17 protein-coding genes are annotated in these 14756 nt (G+C 63.0%); all 17 read right to left on the reverse strand.

The features are described from left to right. Positions 1-4 precede the first annotated feature (4 nt). A complete protein-coding gene (gene fliQ, locus C4J91_RS19195) occupies positions 5-274 on the reverse strand; it encodes a flagellar biosynthesis protein FliQ (RefSeq protein ID WP_057721355.1) in 270 nt (89 codons plus the stop codon). A 4-nt stretch (positions 275-278) separates the two neighbouring features. Beyond that, positions 279-1022: a flagellar type III secretion system pore protein FliP gene (fliP, locus tag C4J91_RS19200; RefSeq protein WP_124363771.1), complete on the reverse strand. Its 744-nt coding sequence runs from the start codon at positions 1020-1022 to the stop codon at positions 279-281. Continuing rightward, complete coding sequence (gene fliO, locus C4J91_RS19205; protein ID WP_124363772.1) at positions 1022-1456, reverse strand: flagellar biosynthetic protein FliO; 435 nt, start codon at positions 1454-1456, stop codon at positions 1022-1024. Before fliO ends, fliP begins: the two co-directional genes overlap by 1 nt. A gap of 1 nt (position 1457) precedes the next feature. Continuing rightward, positions 1458-1925 carry a flagellar motor switch protein FliN gene (gene fliN, locus C4J91_RS19210; protein ID WP_053257298.1) on the reverse strand — a complete coding sequence of 156 codons (468 nt, stop codon included), beginning with the start codon at positions 1923-1925 and terminating at the stop codon, positions 1458-1460. A 43-nt stretch (positions 1926-1968) separates the two neighbouring features. Then, positions 1969-2937 carry a flagellar motor switch protein FliM gene (gene fliM, locus C4J91_RS19215; protein WP_124363773.1) on the reverse strand — a complete coding sequence of 323 codons (969 nt, stop codon included), beginning with the start codon at positions 2935-2937 and terminating at the stop codon, positions 1969-1971. A gap of 9 nt (positions 2938-2946) precedes the next feature. Further along, the gene (fliL, locus tag C4J91_RS19220) at positions 2947-3447 is read right to left on the reverse strand and encodes a flagellar basal body-associated protein FliL (RefSeq protein ID WP_124363774.1); all 501 of its coding nucleotides are present in this window, start codon (positions 3445-3447) and stop codon (positions 2947-2949) included. A gap of 211 nt (positions 3448-3658) precedes the next feature. Next, positions 3659-4945: a flagellar hook-length control protein FliK gene (locus C4J91_RS19225; protein ID WP_124363775.1), complete on the reverse strand. Its 1287-nt coding sequence runs from the start codon at positions 4943-4945 to the stop codon at positions 3659-3661. Between the two features lie 104 nt (positions 4946-5049). Further along, positions 5050-5394, reverse strand: coding sequence for an Hpt domain-containing protein (locus C4J91_RS19230; protein ID WP_124363776.1), 345 nt, complete (start codon positions 5392-5394; stop codon positions 5050-5052). Between the two features lie 30 nt (positions 5395-5424). Continuing rightward, positions 5425-7143 carry a fused response regulator/phosphatase gene (locus C4J91_RS19235; RefSeq protein WP_124363777.1) on the reverse strand — a complete coding sequence of 573 codons (1719 nt, stop codon included), beginning with the start codon at positions 7141-7143 and terminating at the stop codon, positions 5425-5427. Next, a complete protein-coding gene (locus tag C4J91_RS19240) occupies positions 7140-7445 on the reverse strand; it encodes an STAS domain-containing protein (protein WP_124363778.1) in 306 nt (101 codons plus the stop codon). Before C4J91_RS19240 ends, C4J91_RS19235 begins: the two co-directional genes overlap by 4 nt. 95 nt (positions 7446-7540) lie before the next feature. After that, positions 7541-7990 (reverse strand): flagellar export protein FliJ, encoded by a 450-nt coding sequence (fliJ, locus tag C4J91_RS19245; protein WP_124363779.1) that lies wholly within the window; start codon positions 7988-7990, stop codon positions 7541-7543. 3 nt (positions 7991-7993) lie between these two features. After that, on the reverse strand, positions 7994-9352 hold the full coding sequence (fliI, locus tag C4J91_RS19250) for a flagellar protein export ATPase FliI (RefSeq protein WP_124363780.1): 1359 nt from the start codon (positions 9350-9352) through the stop codon (positions 7994-7996). Continuing rightward, on the reverse strand, positions 9342-10106 hold the full coding sequence (gene fliH, locus C4J91_RS19255) for a flagellar assembly protein FliH (RefSeq protein WP_124363781.1): 765 nt from the start codon (positions 10104-10106) through the stop codon (positions 9342-9344). Before fliH ends, fliI begins: the two co-directional genes overlap by 11 nt. 10 nt (positions 10107-10116) lie before the next feature. Beyond that, positions 10117-11133, reverse strand: a complete 1017-nt coding sequence (gene fliG, locus C4J91_RS19260) for a flagellar motor switch protein FliG (RefSeq protein WP_057721344.1) — start codon at positions 11131-11133, stop codon at positions 10117-10119. Beyond that, on the reverse strand, positions 11126-12901 hold the full coding sequence (gene fliF / locus C4J91_RS19265; protein ID WP_124363782.1) for a flagellar basal-body MS-ring/collar protein FliF: 1776 nt from the start codon (positions 12899-12901) through the stop codon (positions 11126-11128). Before fliF ends, fliG begins: the two co-directional genes overlap by 8 nt. A gap of 16 nt (positions 12902-12917) precedes the next feature. Continuing rightward, complete coding sequence (gene fliE, locus C4J91_RS19270; protein WP_017134937.1) at positions 12918-13247, reverse strand: flagellar hook-basal body complex protein FliE; 330 nt, start codon at positions 13245-13247, stop codon at positions 12918-12920. A 130-nt stretch (positions 13248-13377) separates the two neighbouring features. Beyond that, complete coding sequence (locus C4J91_RS19275; protein WP_124363783.1) at positions 13378-14754, reverse strand: sigma-54 dependent transcriptional regulator; 1377 nt, start codon at positions 14752-14754, stop codon at positions 13378-13380. Positions 14755-14756 lie beyond the last annotated feature (2 nt).

The following is a 14756-nucleotide window of genomic DNA, read 5'->3' on the forward strand; positions in this document are numbered from 1 at the left end:
CGGCTCAGCCGATCAACTGCGGAATACTGCCGTACAGCTGCAGGATGTATTCCATGAAGGTTTGCACCAGCCACGGGCCGGCGACGATCAGGGTGATCAGCATCACCAGCAGGCGCGGCAGGAAGCTCAGCGTCTGTTCGTTGATCTGGGTGGCGGCCTGGAACATCGCCACCAGCAGGCCGACCAGCAGGCTCGGCACCACCAGCACGGCGACCATCAGGGTGGTCAGCCACAGCGCTTCGCGAAACAGGTCGACGGCAACTTCTGGGGTCATCGCGCTATACCCCTCCGAAACTGCCGGCCAGGGTGCCGATAATCAGCGCCCAGCCGTCCACCAGCACAAACAGCATGATCTTGAACGGCAACGAAATGATCAGCGGCGAAAGCATCATCATCCCCATTGCCATCAGCACGCTTGCCACCACAAGGTCGATGATCAGGAACGGGATGAAAATCATGAAGCCGATCTGGAACGCGGTCTTCAATTCCGAGGTGACGAACGCCGGCACCAGGATGGTCAGCGGGGCCTGGTCCGGCGTGGCGATGTCGGTGCGTTTGGACAGGCGCATGAACAGCTCGAGGTCGCTGGAGCGGGTCTGCGACAGCATGAAGTCCTTGATCGGGCCCTGGGCCTTGTCGATGGCGTCCTGGGCGGTCATTTTCTCCGCCAGGTAGGGTTGCAGGGCTTGCTGGTTCACCTTGTCGAATACCGGCGCCATGATGAACAGCGTCAGGAACAACGCCATGCCGGTGAGGATCTGGTTCGAAGGCGTCTGTTGCAGGCCCAGGGCCTGGCGCAGGATCGAGAACACGATGATGATCCGCGTGAAGCTGGTCATCAGCATGACGAACGCCGGGATAAAACTCAGCGCGGTCATGATCAGCAGAATCTGCAGGCTGACCGAGTATTCCTGCGCGCCGGCCGCATTGGTGCCCAGGGTGATCGCCGGGATCGACAACGGGTCGGCGCCCAGGGCCATCGGCGCGGCCAGCAACAGCATGAGCGTCAGGAACACGCGCATTACTTCTTATCCTTCTGATCCTTGCCCAGCAATTCCATCAGGCGCTGGGCGAATTCTGGCGTGGCGGCCTCGGTCTTGGCCGCGTCCACCGGTGTCTTGAGTACGTGCAACGGGGTAATGCGGCCGGGGGTGAGGCCGAGCAAAATCTGCTCCTCGCCGACCTGCACCAGCACCAGACGATCGCGCGGGCCGAGGGCACGCGAGCCGATCAGCTCGATGACCTGGGCGTTGCCCGGGCCGATACGCTGCACGCGGCGCATCAGCCAGGCCAGTACGAAAATCAGGCCGACCACCAGCAACAGGCCGAGCATCAGTTGCGTCAACTGCCCGCCGACGCTGCCGACCGCAGGTGCCGCAGCCGCTTGCGCGATCGGCTCAGCCGCCAGGGCGTCCAAGGGCAGCGCCAGCAACAGTCCCCCCATGCTGTACTTCATTTCAGCGCAACTTCTTGATGCGTTCGCTCGGGCTGATCACGTCCGTCAGGCGAATGCCGAACTTCTCGTTGACCACCACCACCTCGCCATGGGCGATCAGCGTGCCGTTGACCAGCACGTCCAGCGGCTCGCCGGCCAGGCGGTCGAGCTCGATCACCGAGCCCTGGTTGAGCTGCAGCAGGTTGCGGATGTTGATTTCGGTGCTGCCCACTTCCATGGAAATCGACACCGGAATGTCCAGGATCACGTCCAGGTTGGGGCCGTCGAGGGTCACCGGGTCGTTGTTTTTCGGCACGCTGCCGAATTCTTCCATCGGCAGGCGTTTGCCGGCTGGCGCGGAGGCAGCGTCGGCGGCCAGCAGCGCGTCGATATCGTCCTGGCCGACATCGCCGGTTTCTTCCAGGGCCGCAGCCCACTCGTCAGCCAGGGCCTGGTCTTCGGCGGAAGTGTTTTCGTGTTCGGTAGCCATTACATGTCCTCGGCGCAGCAAACAATCATGAATAGGGGGTGCATCAGCGGCGATTGATCGGCTCAATCACCTGCAACGCCAGGTTGCCCTTGTGGGAACCGAGCTTGACCTTGAACGACGGCACACCATTGGCGCGCATGATCAGTTCTTCCGGCAGTTCGACGGGGATCACGTCGCCCGGCTGCATGTGCAGAATGTCGCGCAGGCGCAGCTGGCGGCGGGCCACGGTGGCGCTCAGGGGTACGTCGACGTCGAGCAGGTCTTCGCGCAGGGCCTTGACCCAGCGTTCGTCCTGGTCGTCGAGGTCGGACTGGAAGCCGGCGTCGAGCATTTCGCGTACCGGCTCGATCATCGAGTACGGCATGGTCACGTGCAGATCGCCGCCACCGCCATCGAGTTCGATGTGGAACGTCGACACCACAATAGCTTCGCTCGGCCCGACGATGTTGGCCATGGCCGGGTTCACTTCCGAGTTGATGTACTCGAAATTGACTTCCATGATCGCCTGCCAGGCTTCCTTCAAGTCAATGAAGGCCTGCTCCAGCACCATGCGCACCACGCGCAGTTCGGTGGGCGTGAATTCACGGCCTTCGATCTTGGCGTGACGGCCGTCGCCGCCGAAGAAGTTGTCCACCAGCTTGAACACCAGCTTGGCGTCGAGAATGAACAGCGCGGTGCCACGCAACGGCTTGATCTTGACCAGGTTAAGGCTGGTGGGAACGTACAGCGAATGCACGTATTCACCGAACTTCATCACCTGCACGCCGCCCACCGCCACGTCCGCCGAACGGCGCAGCATGTTGAACATGCTGATACGGGTGTAACGGGCGAAACGTTCGTTGATCATTTCCAGGGTCGGCATGCGTCCACGGACGATGCGATCCTGGGTGGTCAGGTCGTAACTTTTGACGCTGCCGGGTTCGGCAGCCATTTCGGTCTGTACCAGACCATCGTCGACGCCATGCAACAGCGCGTCGATTTCATCCTGGGACAGCAGGTCTTGCACGGCCATGTCGTGGTCCTACTGCAATACGAAGTTAGTGAAGAGCGCCTGCTCGACCACGACTTTGCCGAGCTCTTTCTGGGCCACTTCCTGCACGCTGGCAGTGACCTTCTGGCGCAGCATTTCCTGGCCCACCGCAGTGGCCAGGCTGTCGAAGCTCTGCCCGGAGAACAGCATCACCAGGTTGTTGCGGATCACTGGCATGTGCACCTTGAGCGCATCCAGGTCCGCCTGGTTGCGCGCCAGCAAGGTGATGCTCACCTGCAAGTAGCGTTGGCGACCGTTCTGGTTGTAGTTGGCGACAAACGCCGGCAGCATCGGCTCGAAGATTGCCGGTTGCTTGACGTTAGTGGCGGCGTCGGCAGCGGGGGCCGGCTTGCTGGCACTGCTGTGCATGATGTACCAGGTGCCACCCACCGAGGCGCCAATGGCCAGGAGCAGGCCCAGCACAATCAGCAGGATCAGCTTGAGCTTGCCTTTGCCTGCGGGGGGAGTTGCTGCGTCGTCGCTCTTCGCCATGCCAATAATCCGTCACTATTCTGGGATTCATAGATCTACGGAAAGGCAAGAGCAAGTGTTATGCCAGAGTTGTCTGGCACCAGGGCAACACAAATCAAATGTGGGAGGGGGCTTGCTCCCGATTGCAGTGTGTCACTCAACAAATCTGTTGCTGATACACCGCAATCGGGAGCAAGCCCCCTCCCACATTTTGATCTCTGTTCGGCTTGGGTCAGGCGTAGTAGTCGACAGCGCTGGAGCCAATCACACTGCTCACCACCGGCGCGACGGCGGCCGCCACTTCGCCAGAGTCGGCAACCTCGCCAGCGCTACTGCGGCCACCACTCACGCCCCGCGCCTGGCCCTGCTGCTGCGACTGCTCCTGCCCGCGAGACTGGTCGGACACGTTCACGTCGACCTGCCCCATGCCCTGCTGGGCGAACATCTCGCGCAGGCGCCCGGACTGGCTTTCCAGCGCTTCACGGACCACTGCATGGCCGCTCATGAAGCTCACTTGGGCCTGCTGGTCGGGCGTCATGTTGACCTTGATGTCCAGGCGCCCCAGTTCGGCCGGCTGCAGCTGGATTTCGGCCGACTTGAGGTTGGCGCTGGAGAGGTACATCACGCGGTTGACCACTTCTTCGGTCCAGCCGCTCTGGTGCATAGCCAGCGGGGCGTTGGTCACCGGCGGCAAGGCGTTGGCGGTTTTCGGCGTGGCGGCCTGGGTCAGCGCGGCGAGGCGGTTGGCGAAGTCATCCACGCGGGTGTCGCTGCTGGCGTCCTTGAGGTCCTTGAGGCCGTCATCGATCAGCGCGCCGAAGGCTTTGTCACCGCCCTGGCCGGTGCTGTCCTTGGTGGCTTGTTGATCGACCATGGTGGCCAGGCCTGCCGCGAAATTCTGCGCGGCGGTCGGTTGATCCAGGGGCGTGGCTGGCGCAGCTTTCTGTGGCGCCTGGCTGCTGGCCGATACATGACCGCCCTGCTCCATCGCCAAGCGTACGGCGGGCATGGCATCCAGGGGGTCGGCTTCAGGGTCGAAGGCCGATGACTTGGCCTGGTCGTTCACGGCAACGGGGGCGGCGGCGGCCGGCTGGGGCTTGTCATCTTCCACGGCCGCCACAGGCGCTGGCGTTTCCACCGGCACGGCAACGGGTGTGACCGTGGCGATCAGCGCGGGGTCGACCGGCGGATCGGCCGGCGGCTGTTGCGCCAGGGACGGGTCGGCGGCTGTGTCGGCGGCGTCCTCGTCGGCCTTGGCCGGCTTGGCAGGCAAGGGATTGCCGCTATCGGCAACCGCCGGCGTGCTGGCGGCAGATTGATCGCCGGCTGCCGTCGGCGCCGACTTGCCTGGGGCGTCGGCGGTTTTCAAGGCAGGTTTGGCGCCTTGGTTGGCGAACACTTGAGCGAAGCCAGGGCCCTTGTCCCGTGGGTCCGCAGCCGCTGCCGCAGGGGTGGCGGCAGGCGCTTGAGGCTTGGCCGCGGGGGCAGCCTGAAGGAGCGAATTAGGGGCGACTGGCATAGGTAAAGGTCTCCACTGCATGGGGGTCGGGGATGCAGTATCCAGAGATAGAGCAAGAGTCGGGCCAAGTCGCCCAGGGCAGCTAAATCGCGGTTTGAAGTGCTTCAGAGACTGAAGCGCTGCCGCTCCGATTCATACAGCGGCCGGACCAAGGCAAACTCATGATCGATCTGATCGACCAGGGCCCCGAGGTCCGCCGTCGCCCCAACGGACTCCACTTCCAGGCGCTGACACAACTGCGCCAGTCGCACCGCCCCAAGGTTGCCGCTGCTGCCCTTGAAGCTATGGGCGATGCGCCCCAGCGCCTTGGCGTCATCGCGCGCCTTGCGCAAGGCGGTGACGCGCTCTTCGGAGTCATGAAGGAAAGTCTCCAGCAACCGTGGGTACTCGTCCTCCATCACCTCCTGCAAGCCCGACAGCACGTCGGGGTCCAGATGAATCTCAGCCACTTGCTCGCTCCTTGATCAAGAATCGGCGGATTATGCCAGAGCCTCCCAGCAAAACTCCACGCAGACACTGCGCCCGCCATCGGACCAGCGTACCGCGCTGCTCAGTTGACGCACCAGGCTCAAGCCGCGGCCAGACAGACGGTCAGCATCCAGCGGCCGCGTCAGCACCTCGTCAACATCGAAGCCAGGCCCGCTGTCCTCGACACGCAACGTCATCTTGCCGCCTTTTGCAGTCGGGGACACCTGCACATGTATCCGGATATGGCCGCTGTTCAATTGCGCCAGCCGCTCGTTGCGCAGGCGGTAGTACTGCGCAAACCCTGCGGCATCTTGTTTGAGCTGCGAATCCAGCCCCAGTACCCCATGTTCGAGGGCATTGGCATACAACTCGGCCATCACCGTGTAGAGCGCACCGCTCTGCTCACGCAGGCCGTGGACCTCCAACAGTAATTGCAGCAGATACGGCAATGGGTTGTAGCGCCTGAGGGTCTGCGCACGAAATTCAAAACTCACCGACCAGTTCAGCGGGCACGACTGGCCACTGTCGGAATACATCGGTTCCGCCACGCGCAGCGGTTGGCCGGACAGCAAGGTGATTTCAACCATGCTGACGTCGTCCCGTGCCTCACCGCGAAAGGCCGCCAGCGCCTGCTCGATATCCTCGAACAAGCGGTCGGGCTCGCGGTTGGCGGCAAACACCTGCTGCAAACGCTCGGCACCGAACAACTGGTCATTGGCGTCGGCGGTGTCCAGCACCCCATCGGAAAGCAGGAACACCCGGTCGCCCAGGGCCATGGGCCAGACTTCGGTGCTGTCATCGAATGCCTGGGCCGACAGCACGCCCAACGGCAAATGCCGCGACATCAACGGCGTGCGCTTGCCGGTAGCGACCTCATGCACATAGCCCTCGGGCATGCCGCCGTTCCACACCTCCACCACGCGCCGCTCGGTGCTCAGGCACAACAGTGTGGCGCAGCAGAACATGTCCACCGGCAGGATGCGCTTGAGCTTGGCGTTCATCTCGCGCAGGGTCTGCGTCAGCCCATAGCCCTTGGCGGTCATGCCATAGAACACTTCGGCCAGGGGCATGGCACCGATGGCCGCCGGCAGGCCGTGGCCGGTGAAATCGCCGAGCAACACGTGCATGTCGCCGGACGGCGTATAGGCCGCCAGCAACAGGTCCCCGTTGAACAGTGCATAGGGCGATTGCAGGTAGCGGATATTCGGCGCCGCGTTGATGCAACCCGAATGCGCGACCTTGTCGAACACGGCCTTGGCGGTGCGCTGCTCATGTAACAAGTAATCGTTGTGACGGGCGATCTGGTCACGCTGCTGCAGCACCGTGGCTTGTAGCCGCCGCAGGCGGTCCATGGCGTTGATCTTGGCGGCCAGAATCAACTGGTTATAGGGCTTGGGCAGGAAATCGTCGCCGCCGGCGTCCAGACACTCGGCCAGTGCGGCGCTTTCGCGCAGCGAGGTCAGGAAGATGATGGGGACCAACTGCTCGCCCGCCAATTGCTTGATCCAGCGCGCCGCGAGAAAACCATCCATCACCGGCATCATCGCGTCCATCAACACCAACTGCGGGCGCTCGCGCGCAAACACTTCAACGGCTTGCTCGCCATTGGTCGCGGTGAGCACATGGTGACCCTGACGCCGCACGATGGTCGACAACAACAGCAAGTCGGCGGCACTGTCTTCGGCAATCAGGATGGTCAGCGGCTCGGATAAGGGCGCCAGGACTCTCACGAGATATCGAAAAGCTTGTAGAAATTGGAAATGGCGAGGATTTTGCGCACGTCCATGTTGCTGTTGATCACGCGCACGTCTGAGTTATCGCCACCGGCATGGTCCCGCAGCAGCAGAAGCATGCCCAGGGCCGAGCTGTCCATATATGTGGTTTCTTTTAGGTCCACGACGTACGACTCAAGCCCTTTACGGTAAGGCTCGTAGGCATCACGAAATGCCTGGTGGCTGCCGAAATCGAATCGGCCCTTGATCGTGATCGTCAACTTCTTCCCATCCAGGGATACATCTGGCTCGATCGACATGTGACTGCTTCCTTGTCATTGGCACTAGACACAAGGTGTAGCAGCTGAACTGGATGTGAGCAACACAGCATTTCAAATGTGCCCTGTTTCCCTGGTTAGAACTGTTCCTGGCGAGGAAGGCGCTGGGACAGCTCGTCGAGCAGCTTCTGCTCACGCTTATCCTCAAGGGCCCGCGCTTCGTCGAGATAGCGCTGCACCAACTTGCGCAAACCTTCGACGCGGGCGAACGCCGCTTGCCAGCTTTCGCGCGCCTTGTCGAGGTTGTTCTGGTGCCAGGCCAGGCTCTGGCGCTGTTGGCCGACGGCGGTTTCCAGTTGGTTGAGAAAGCCCTGGTACCCCATCAGCCATTGGCCCGACACGCCCTTGCTGCCGCGCTCGATCCACTGTTGCTGATACTCGAGGCGAAAGCGCTCGAGGTCGCCCAGCTTGCTTTCCGCCAGGCGCACCTGGCCCTGGAAATAGCCCAGGCGTTGCACAGCGGTTTTTTCGGCCTTTTCGGCCATTTCCACCACCGGGGCCAGGCGCGCGGCGCGGCTGTTGGCCATGGCTTAGCCGCCTGGCGCGGGGGCGAAGATGGACTGCAGATGTGCTTCGCTTTCGCCCATGCTGATCTTGTCGTTCAGCCCCTGGCGCAGGTAGGTCACCAATTGCGGTTGCAGCGCAATGGCCAGGTCGGTCTCGCGATCGCCGCCGGCCACGTAGGCGCCAACGCTGATCAGGTCGCGGCTCTGCTGATAACGCGACCACAGCTGCTTGAAGTATTGCGCGCGGGCCATGTGCTCCGGCGTGACCACCGCCGGCATCACCCGGCTGATGGACGCCTCGATATCGATGGCCGGGTAGTGCCCTTCTTCGGCCAGGCGCCGCGACAGCACGATGTGCCCGTCAAGCACGCCCCGCGCCGAGTCGGCAATCGGGTCCTGTTGGTCATCGCCTTCGGACAACACGGTGTAGAACGCAGTGATCGAGCCCCCGCCGGCCTCGGCATTACCGGCCCGCTCCACCAGCTTGGGCAGCTTGGCGAACACTGACGGCGGATAGCCCTTGGTCGCTGGCGGCTCGCCGATGGCCAGGGCGATCTCGCGCTGGGCCTGGGCGAAACGGGTGAGCGAGTCCATCAGCAACAGGACATTCTTGCCCTTGTCGCGAAAATATTCGGCGATGCGCGTGCAGTACATCGCCGCACGCAAGCGCATCAGCGGCGCGTCATCCGCCGGCGAGGCGACGACCACCGAACGCTTGAGGCCTTCTTCACCGAGGCTGTGTTCGATGAATTCCTTGACCTCACGGCCACGCTCGCCGATCAGCCCGACCACGATGATGTCGGCCTCGGTAAAGCGCGTCATCATGCCCAGCAACACCGATTTACCCACACCGGTACCGGCGAACAGGCCCAGGCGCTGGCCGCGACCGACCGTCAATAAACCGTTGATGCTGCGTATGCCCACGTCCAGCGGCACGCTGATGGGGTTACGGTTGAGCGGGTTGATGGTGGGGCCATCCATCGGCACCCAGTCCTCGGCCTTCATGCCGCCCTTGCCATCCAGCGCGCGACCGGCGCCGTCGAGTACGCGGCCGAGCATGCTCATGCCCATCGGCAGGCGTCCGGTGTCGGCCAGGGGCACTACGCGGGCGCCGGGGGCGATACCGGCGAGGCTGCCCACCGGCATCAGGAAAATCTTATTGCCGGAAAAACCCATCACTTCGGCTTCGACCTGCACCGGGTGGTAGCTGTCGTCGTTGATCACCATGCAGCGGCTGCCCATGGCGGCACGCAAGCCCTCGGCTTCAAGGGTCAGGCCGACCATGCGCAACAGACGCCCTTCAAGGATAGGCTGGCCGGGCAACTCGGTGGCCTCGGCGTAGCTGCCCAGGCGCTTGGCGAAGCTGGTGCGGTCAAGGCGCATCGGTGGCGTCCAGGTCAACGCTCAGGTCAGGCTCGGCCGGGTGCAGCACCTGCTCATGCAACTGGTCGAGCAATTTGGTCATGATCTGGCTGATGCGGGTTTCCACCGTGGCATCGATGCGGCTGTGCTCGGTCTCGACGCGGCAGCCGCCAGGCTGCAAGGCCGCGTCCTCGACGATGCGCCAGGTTTCTTCATGGCGCTCGCGCAAGGCTTTGACCTGCTCGAAATCCTGCGGGTTGATATACAGCCGCACATTGCCGACACCCAGGGGCAGCAGCTTGAGGGCTTCGCGCATCACGCCTTCGATCTGGCTGGAATCCAGCACCAGTTCACGCTGGATCACTTGGCGCGCGATGTGCTGCACCAGGCCGACCATGGATTTTTCCAGCTGCGAGTCCTGTTCGGCGATGGGGTCGAACAGGTTGCCCATCAAGCGCTCCAGGCTGGCCAATTGGCCACTGAGGGCTTCTTCGGCTTCTTGGCGAACTTTCAGGGTGGTGCTGCGAAAGCCGTCTTTTTCACCGGCCGCGAAGCCTTCGTTGTAAGCCTCCTGGCGGATGGCTTCCAACTCTTCAAGGGTCAGCGGCTGGACTTCTTCCAGCGGCACTTCTTCCATCTGTGCCGGTGGTTCCTCCACTGGTTCCGGCTCAGGCTCCGGCACGTGGGGATCGAAGCTGGGCAACGACCAGATGTCGAACCCGCCGACATCCCGCGCGCGAATCAGGTCGCTGGGCGTCTCATCTTTGTTCGACATGCGGGGCGCCTTAAATCATTTCTTCGCCGCCCTTCCCGCCGAGAACGATTTCTCCGGCTTCGGCCATACGGCGGGCAATGGTGAGGATTTCTTTCTGCGCGGTTTCCACGTCGCTGACGCGCACCGGGCCCTTGGCTTCCAGGTCGTCGCGCAACAGTTCGGAGGCGCGCTTGGACATGTTCTTGAAGATCTTTTCCTTGACGCCCTCGTCCGAGCCCTTGAGGGCCAGCACCAGCACGTCGGACGACACTTCGCGCAGCAACGCCTGGATGCCACGGTCGTCGACATCGGCGAGGTTGTTGAACACGAACATCAGGTCTTCGATCTGGCCGGACAGGGTGTCGTCGATCTCGCGGATCGAGTCCATCAACTGGCCTTCGACCGAGCTGTCGAGGAAGTTCATGATGTCGGCTGCACGCTTGATCCCGCCCAGGGTGGTGCGCGAGGCGTTCGAGTTGCCCGAGAACTGCTTCTCGAGAATCGTGTTGAGTTCTTTCAGCGCCGCCGGCTGCACGGTGTTCAGCGACGACACGCGCAGGATGATGTCCAGGCGTACTTTATGGTCGAAGTGGCCGAGCACTTCGCCGGCCTGGTCCGGGTCCAGATAGGCCACGACGATGGCCTGGATCTGCGGGTGTTCGTAGCGAATCACGTCGGCGACCGCGCGCGGCTCCATCCACTTCAGGCTGTCGAGGCCACTGGTGTTGCCGCCCAGCAGGATGCGGTCGATCAGGCCGTTGGCCTTGTCTTCGCCCAGGGCCGAGGTGAGCATTTTGCGGATATAGCTGTCGGAGCCGACGCCCAGGCTGGTCTGGTCGCCGACGATCTCGACGAACTCGCTCATCACCTGTTCGACTTGCTCACGGTGCACATTACGCATCTGCGCCATGGCCACGCCGACGCGCTGGACCTCTTTGGGGCCCATGTGGCGCAGCACTTGGGCGGCGTCGGTTTCGCCCAGCGACAGCAGCAGCACGGCGGCTTTGTCGACCCGGGAGAGCTTGGCAACAGCGACTCGATCATTCATCAGCGTTAATCCACTCTTTCACGACCTGGGCCACACGGCCCGGGTCTTCTGCCACCAGACTCTTGATTGCGTTCAACTGAGCGTCATAGCCTTCGCTCGGGCTTGGCAACAGGATGCTTTGCGGGCCGCCCAGGCTGACGCGGTCGTTGGCCAACTCGCCGTCCAGGCCACCCATGCCGCCCAACTCGACGTCGCCACCGGCCAATGCCAGTTGTTTCTTGCCATGCCCGGTGATGTTGTTGAGCACCGGCCGCAGCACACCAAATACCAGCACCAGGATGAACAACACTCCCAGCACTTGCTTGACGATGTCCCAGAACCACGGCTGGGTGTAGAACGCCGGGTCGGTGATCACTTCGCCGCGCTCGGCGGAGAATGGCATGTTGATTACGCTGACGCTGTCGCCACGGCTGGCGTCGAAGCCGACGGCGTCCTGCACCAGGCGAGTAAAGCGCGCCAATTCGTCGGCGCTCCATGGCGCACGGGTAACAGCGCCGTCAGCGGCGTTGACCTTGACCTGGTCATCGACCACCACCGACACCGACAGGCGATTGATCTTGCCCTGCTGCTGCTTGGTGTGGCTGATGGAACGGTCGAGCTCAAAGTTCTTGGTGGACTGGTTACGCTTGTCCGCCGGGTACGGCGCGAGCATCGGCTGGCCGGTGGCCGGGTCCATGATCTGCTGGCCGTTGGCGTCCAGCAGCGGTTGGCCGGCTGCAATCGCGCCAGCGGTGGCAGCGGCGCCACCGGTGGTTTGCGGGGCGGAAGCCGGTGCCGGTGGCTGGTTGCTCAGGGCCCCCGGTACGCCTTGCGGGCCGTTGCTGGCGGTGCGTTGTTCACTGGTGGACTGCTCGCTGCGCAGGGCGGGCTGGTCCGGATTGAATTGCTCGGACGTCGATTCGACGGCGCTGAAGTCCACGTCGGCGGACACTTCAGCCTTGTAGCGGTCGTTGCCCAGCACCGGCTGCAGGATGTTATGCACGCGCTGGGTGAGCATGCTTTCCATGCGACGGCTGTAGTCGAACTGCTTGCCGGCCTGGGTCAGCGCGGAATTTTCGGCCATGTCGGACAGCAGGTTGCCCTTCTGGTCGACCACGGTGATCTGCGACTTGCTCAACTCCGGCACGCTGGTGGCCACCAAGTTGATGATCGCCAATACCTGGCCAGGCTCCAGGGAGCGGCCGGAAAACAGTTCGACCAATACCGAGGCACTCGGCTTGCGTTCGTCACGCACGAACACCGAGCTTTTCGGGATGGCCAGGTGCACGCGGGCACCCTTGACGTTATTCAGGCTGGAAATGGTCCGCGCCAGTTCGCCTTCCAGGCCGCGACGGTAGCGGGTGGCTTCCATGAACTGGCTGGTGCCCAGGCCCTGGTCCTTGTCGAGGATTTCAAAGCCGATATTGCTGTCGGACGGCGTAACGCCGGCGGCCGCCAGTTTCATCCGCGCACGCGCCACATCGTCGGCCTTGACCAGCAAGGCACCGGAGTTGGGCTCCACGGTGTAGGCGATGTCGGCGGCGGCAAGGGTTTCCATGATCTGCTTGGAATCCATGCCCGCCAGGCTGCCGTACAGCGGCCGGTAATCAGGCTGCTGCGACCACAACACCACGGCAAAACCAATCGCCACGCTGGCAGCCAGGCCGACCATCAGGCCCACCTGACGCAACATGGTCATTTCCGAGAGGTTTTCCAGGAACGACAGGCCAAACAGCGGCGGCTTGCCGTCTGTCTTGGCGGGTACGTTGTCCACGACTGCTTCTGCCATGACTTAAATCTCGCCCTTAAACCGGCATCTGCATGATGTCTTGGTAAGCCTGAACCAGCTTGTTACGCACTTGGGTCAAGGCCTGGAAGGAAACACTGGCCTTTTGCGAGGCGACCATCACATCGGTGAGGTCCACGCCGCTTTTACCGATCTCGAACGCGGTCGCCAACTGGCTGGACGCCTGCTGGGTATCACTGACTTTATTGATTGCCTGACCGAGCATGTCGGCAAAACTGCTTTGGCCCAATTCCGGCGCTGGCGCGACAGATTTCGGTTGAGCCATGGCATCCATTTGCATGGAGCGCATATCCAACATCAACCGATTGAACTCAATACCCTGGCTCATGACCTTCTCTCTCCGACGACCCGCAATTTTTTGACACTACGCAGCGGTTACCAGGGGAGGTGCAACAAGGGTGCCAGCTTCGTTGCGACTCGTAAGAAAAGCCGACAAAGCTTGTCAGCCTGGGCTTTGCTCAGGTGGCGAAAAGATACGCTTCCACATCCATGCCCGCGTCGCGCATCTGCGCCAGCTTGTAGCGCAAGGTGCGCGGGCTGATGCCGAGGCGCTCGGCCGCTTCTTTGCGGCGGCCGCGCTCGGCGCGCAGGGTGTCGATGATCATCTGGAATTCGCGGCGGCGCAGGTCATCGCCCAGGGCGCCGGCCGATTCGGCTTCGGCAAGCACCGGTACCGGCGCCAGGCTCGGCAACGGCGCCACGCCACTGCCCATGGCCAGGCAGAAATCCTGGGGCTGGATCAAGCCGCCCTGCTGCAGGATCAGCGCGCGCTGGATCGCATTGTCCAGCTCGCGCACATTACCCGGCCAGGGGTAAGCGACCAGGCAGGCCTGGGCCTCGGCCGACAGCCGCGCCTGGGCGTGTTTCATTTTTTTGACGTGGTTGTTCAGCAGGCGCTCGGCCAGGGGAATGATATCGGCTGGGCGTTCGCGCAACGGGCGCCAGGCCAGCGGGAACACCGACAGGCGATAGAACAAGTCTTCGCGAAAGCGCCCCGCCGCCACTTCACCCGCGAGGTCGCGGTTGGTGGTAGCGACCACGCGGATGTCCAGCTGGATCGGCTTGCGTGCGCCCACCCGCTCTACTTCGCGCTCCTGCAACACGCGCAACAACTTGGCTTGCAGGCCCAGGGGCATTTCCGAAATTTCGTCGAGCAGAATAGTGCCGCCGTCGGCCTGCTCGAACTTGCCGGCCTGGGCCGCGATAGCCCCGGTGAACGAGCCCTTCTCATGGCCAAACAGGGTGGCTTCGAGCATGTTGTCCGGGATCGCCGCGCAGTTGATCGCGATAAACGGCTGCTGGGCGCGGCTGGATTGCTGGTGGATATAGCGCGCCAGCACTTCCTTGCCGGTGCCGGACTCGCCGGAAATCAACACCGTGGAATCGCTGCGCGCCACACGGGCCGCCAGTTCCAGCAGTTGTGCGCTGGCCGGTTCGAAGGCAATCGGGCCCTCACCCGCCACCGCCGAGATGACGCCCAGGGCATGCCGGGCGACCAGTTCGATCAACGCCTTGGGCTCGAACGGCTTGACCAGATAATCCGCCGCCCCCTGGCGCATGGCGTCCACGGCCCGCTCCACGGCGCCATGGGCGGTCATCAGCAGCACCGGCAATTGCGGCTGGCGCGCGCGCAGCAGGCCGAGCAGCTGATGGCCGTCCATGCCGGGCATGTTCACGTCGCTGACCACCAGGCTGAACGCCTCCTGCTGCACCGCCTCCAAGGCCTCCTCGGCAGAGCCGACCGCGCGGTAGTCATGGCCCGCCAACAGCAGCGTGTCAGCCAATGCTTCACGCAGGGCGCGATCGTCTTCAACCAATAAAACCTTGATAGCCATGA

The organism is Pseudomonas sp. R3-52-08, assembly GCF_003851745.1.
Taxonomy (GTDB): Bacteria; Pseudomonadota; Gammaproteobacteria; order Pseudomonadales; family Pseudomonadaceae; genus Aquipseudomonas.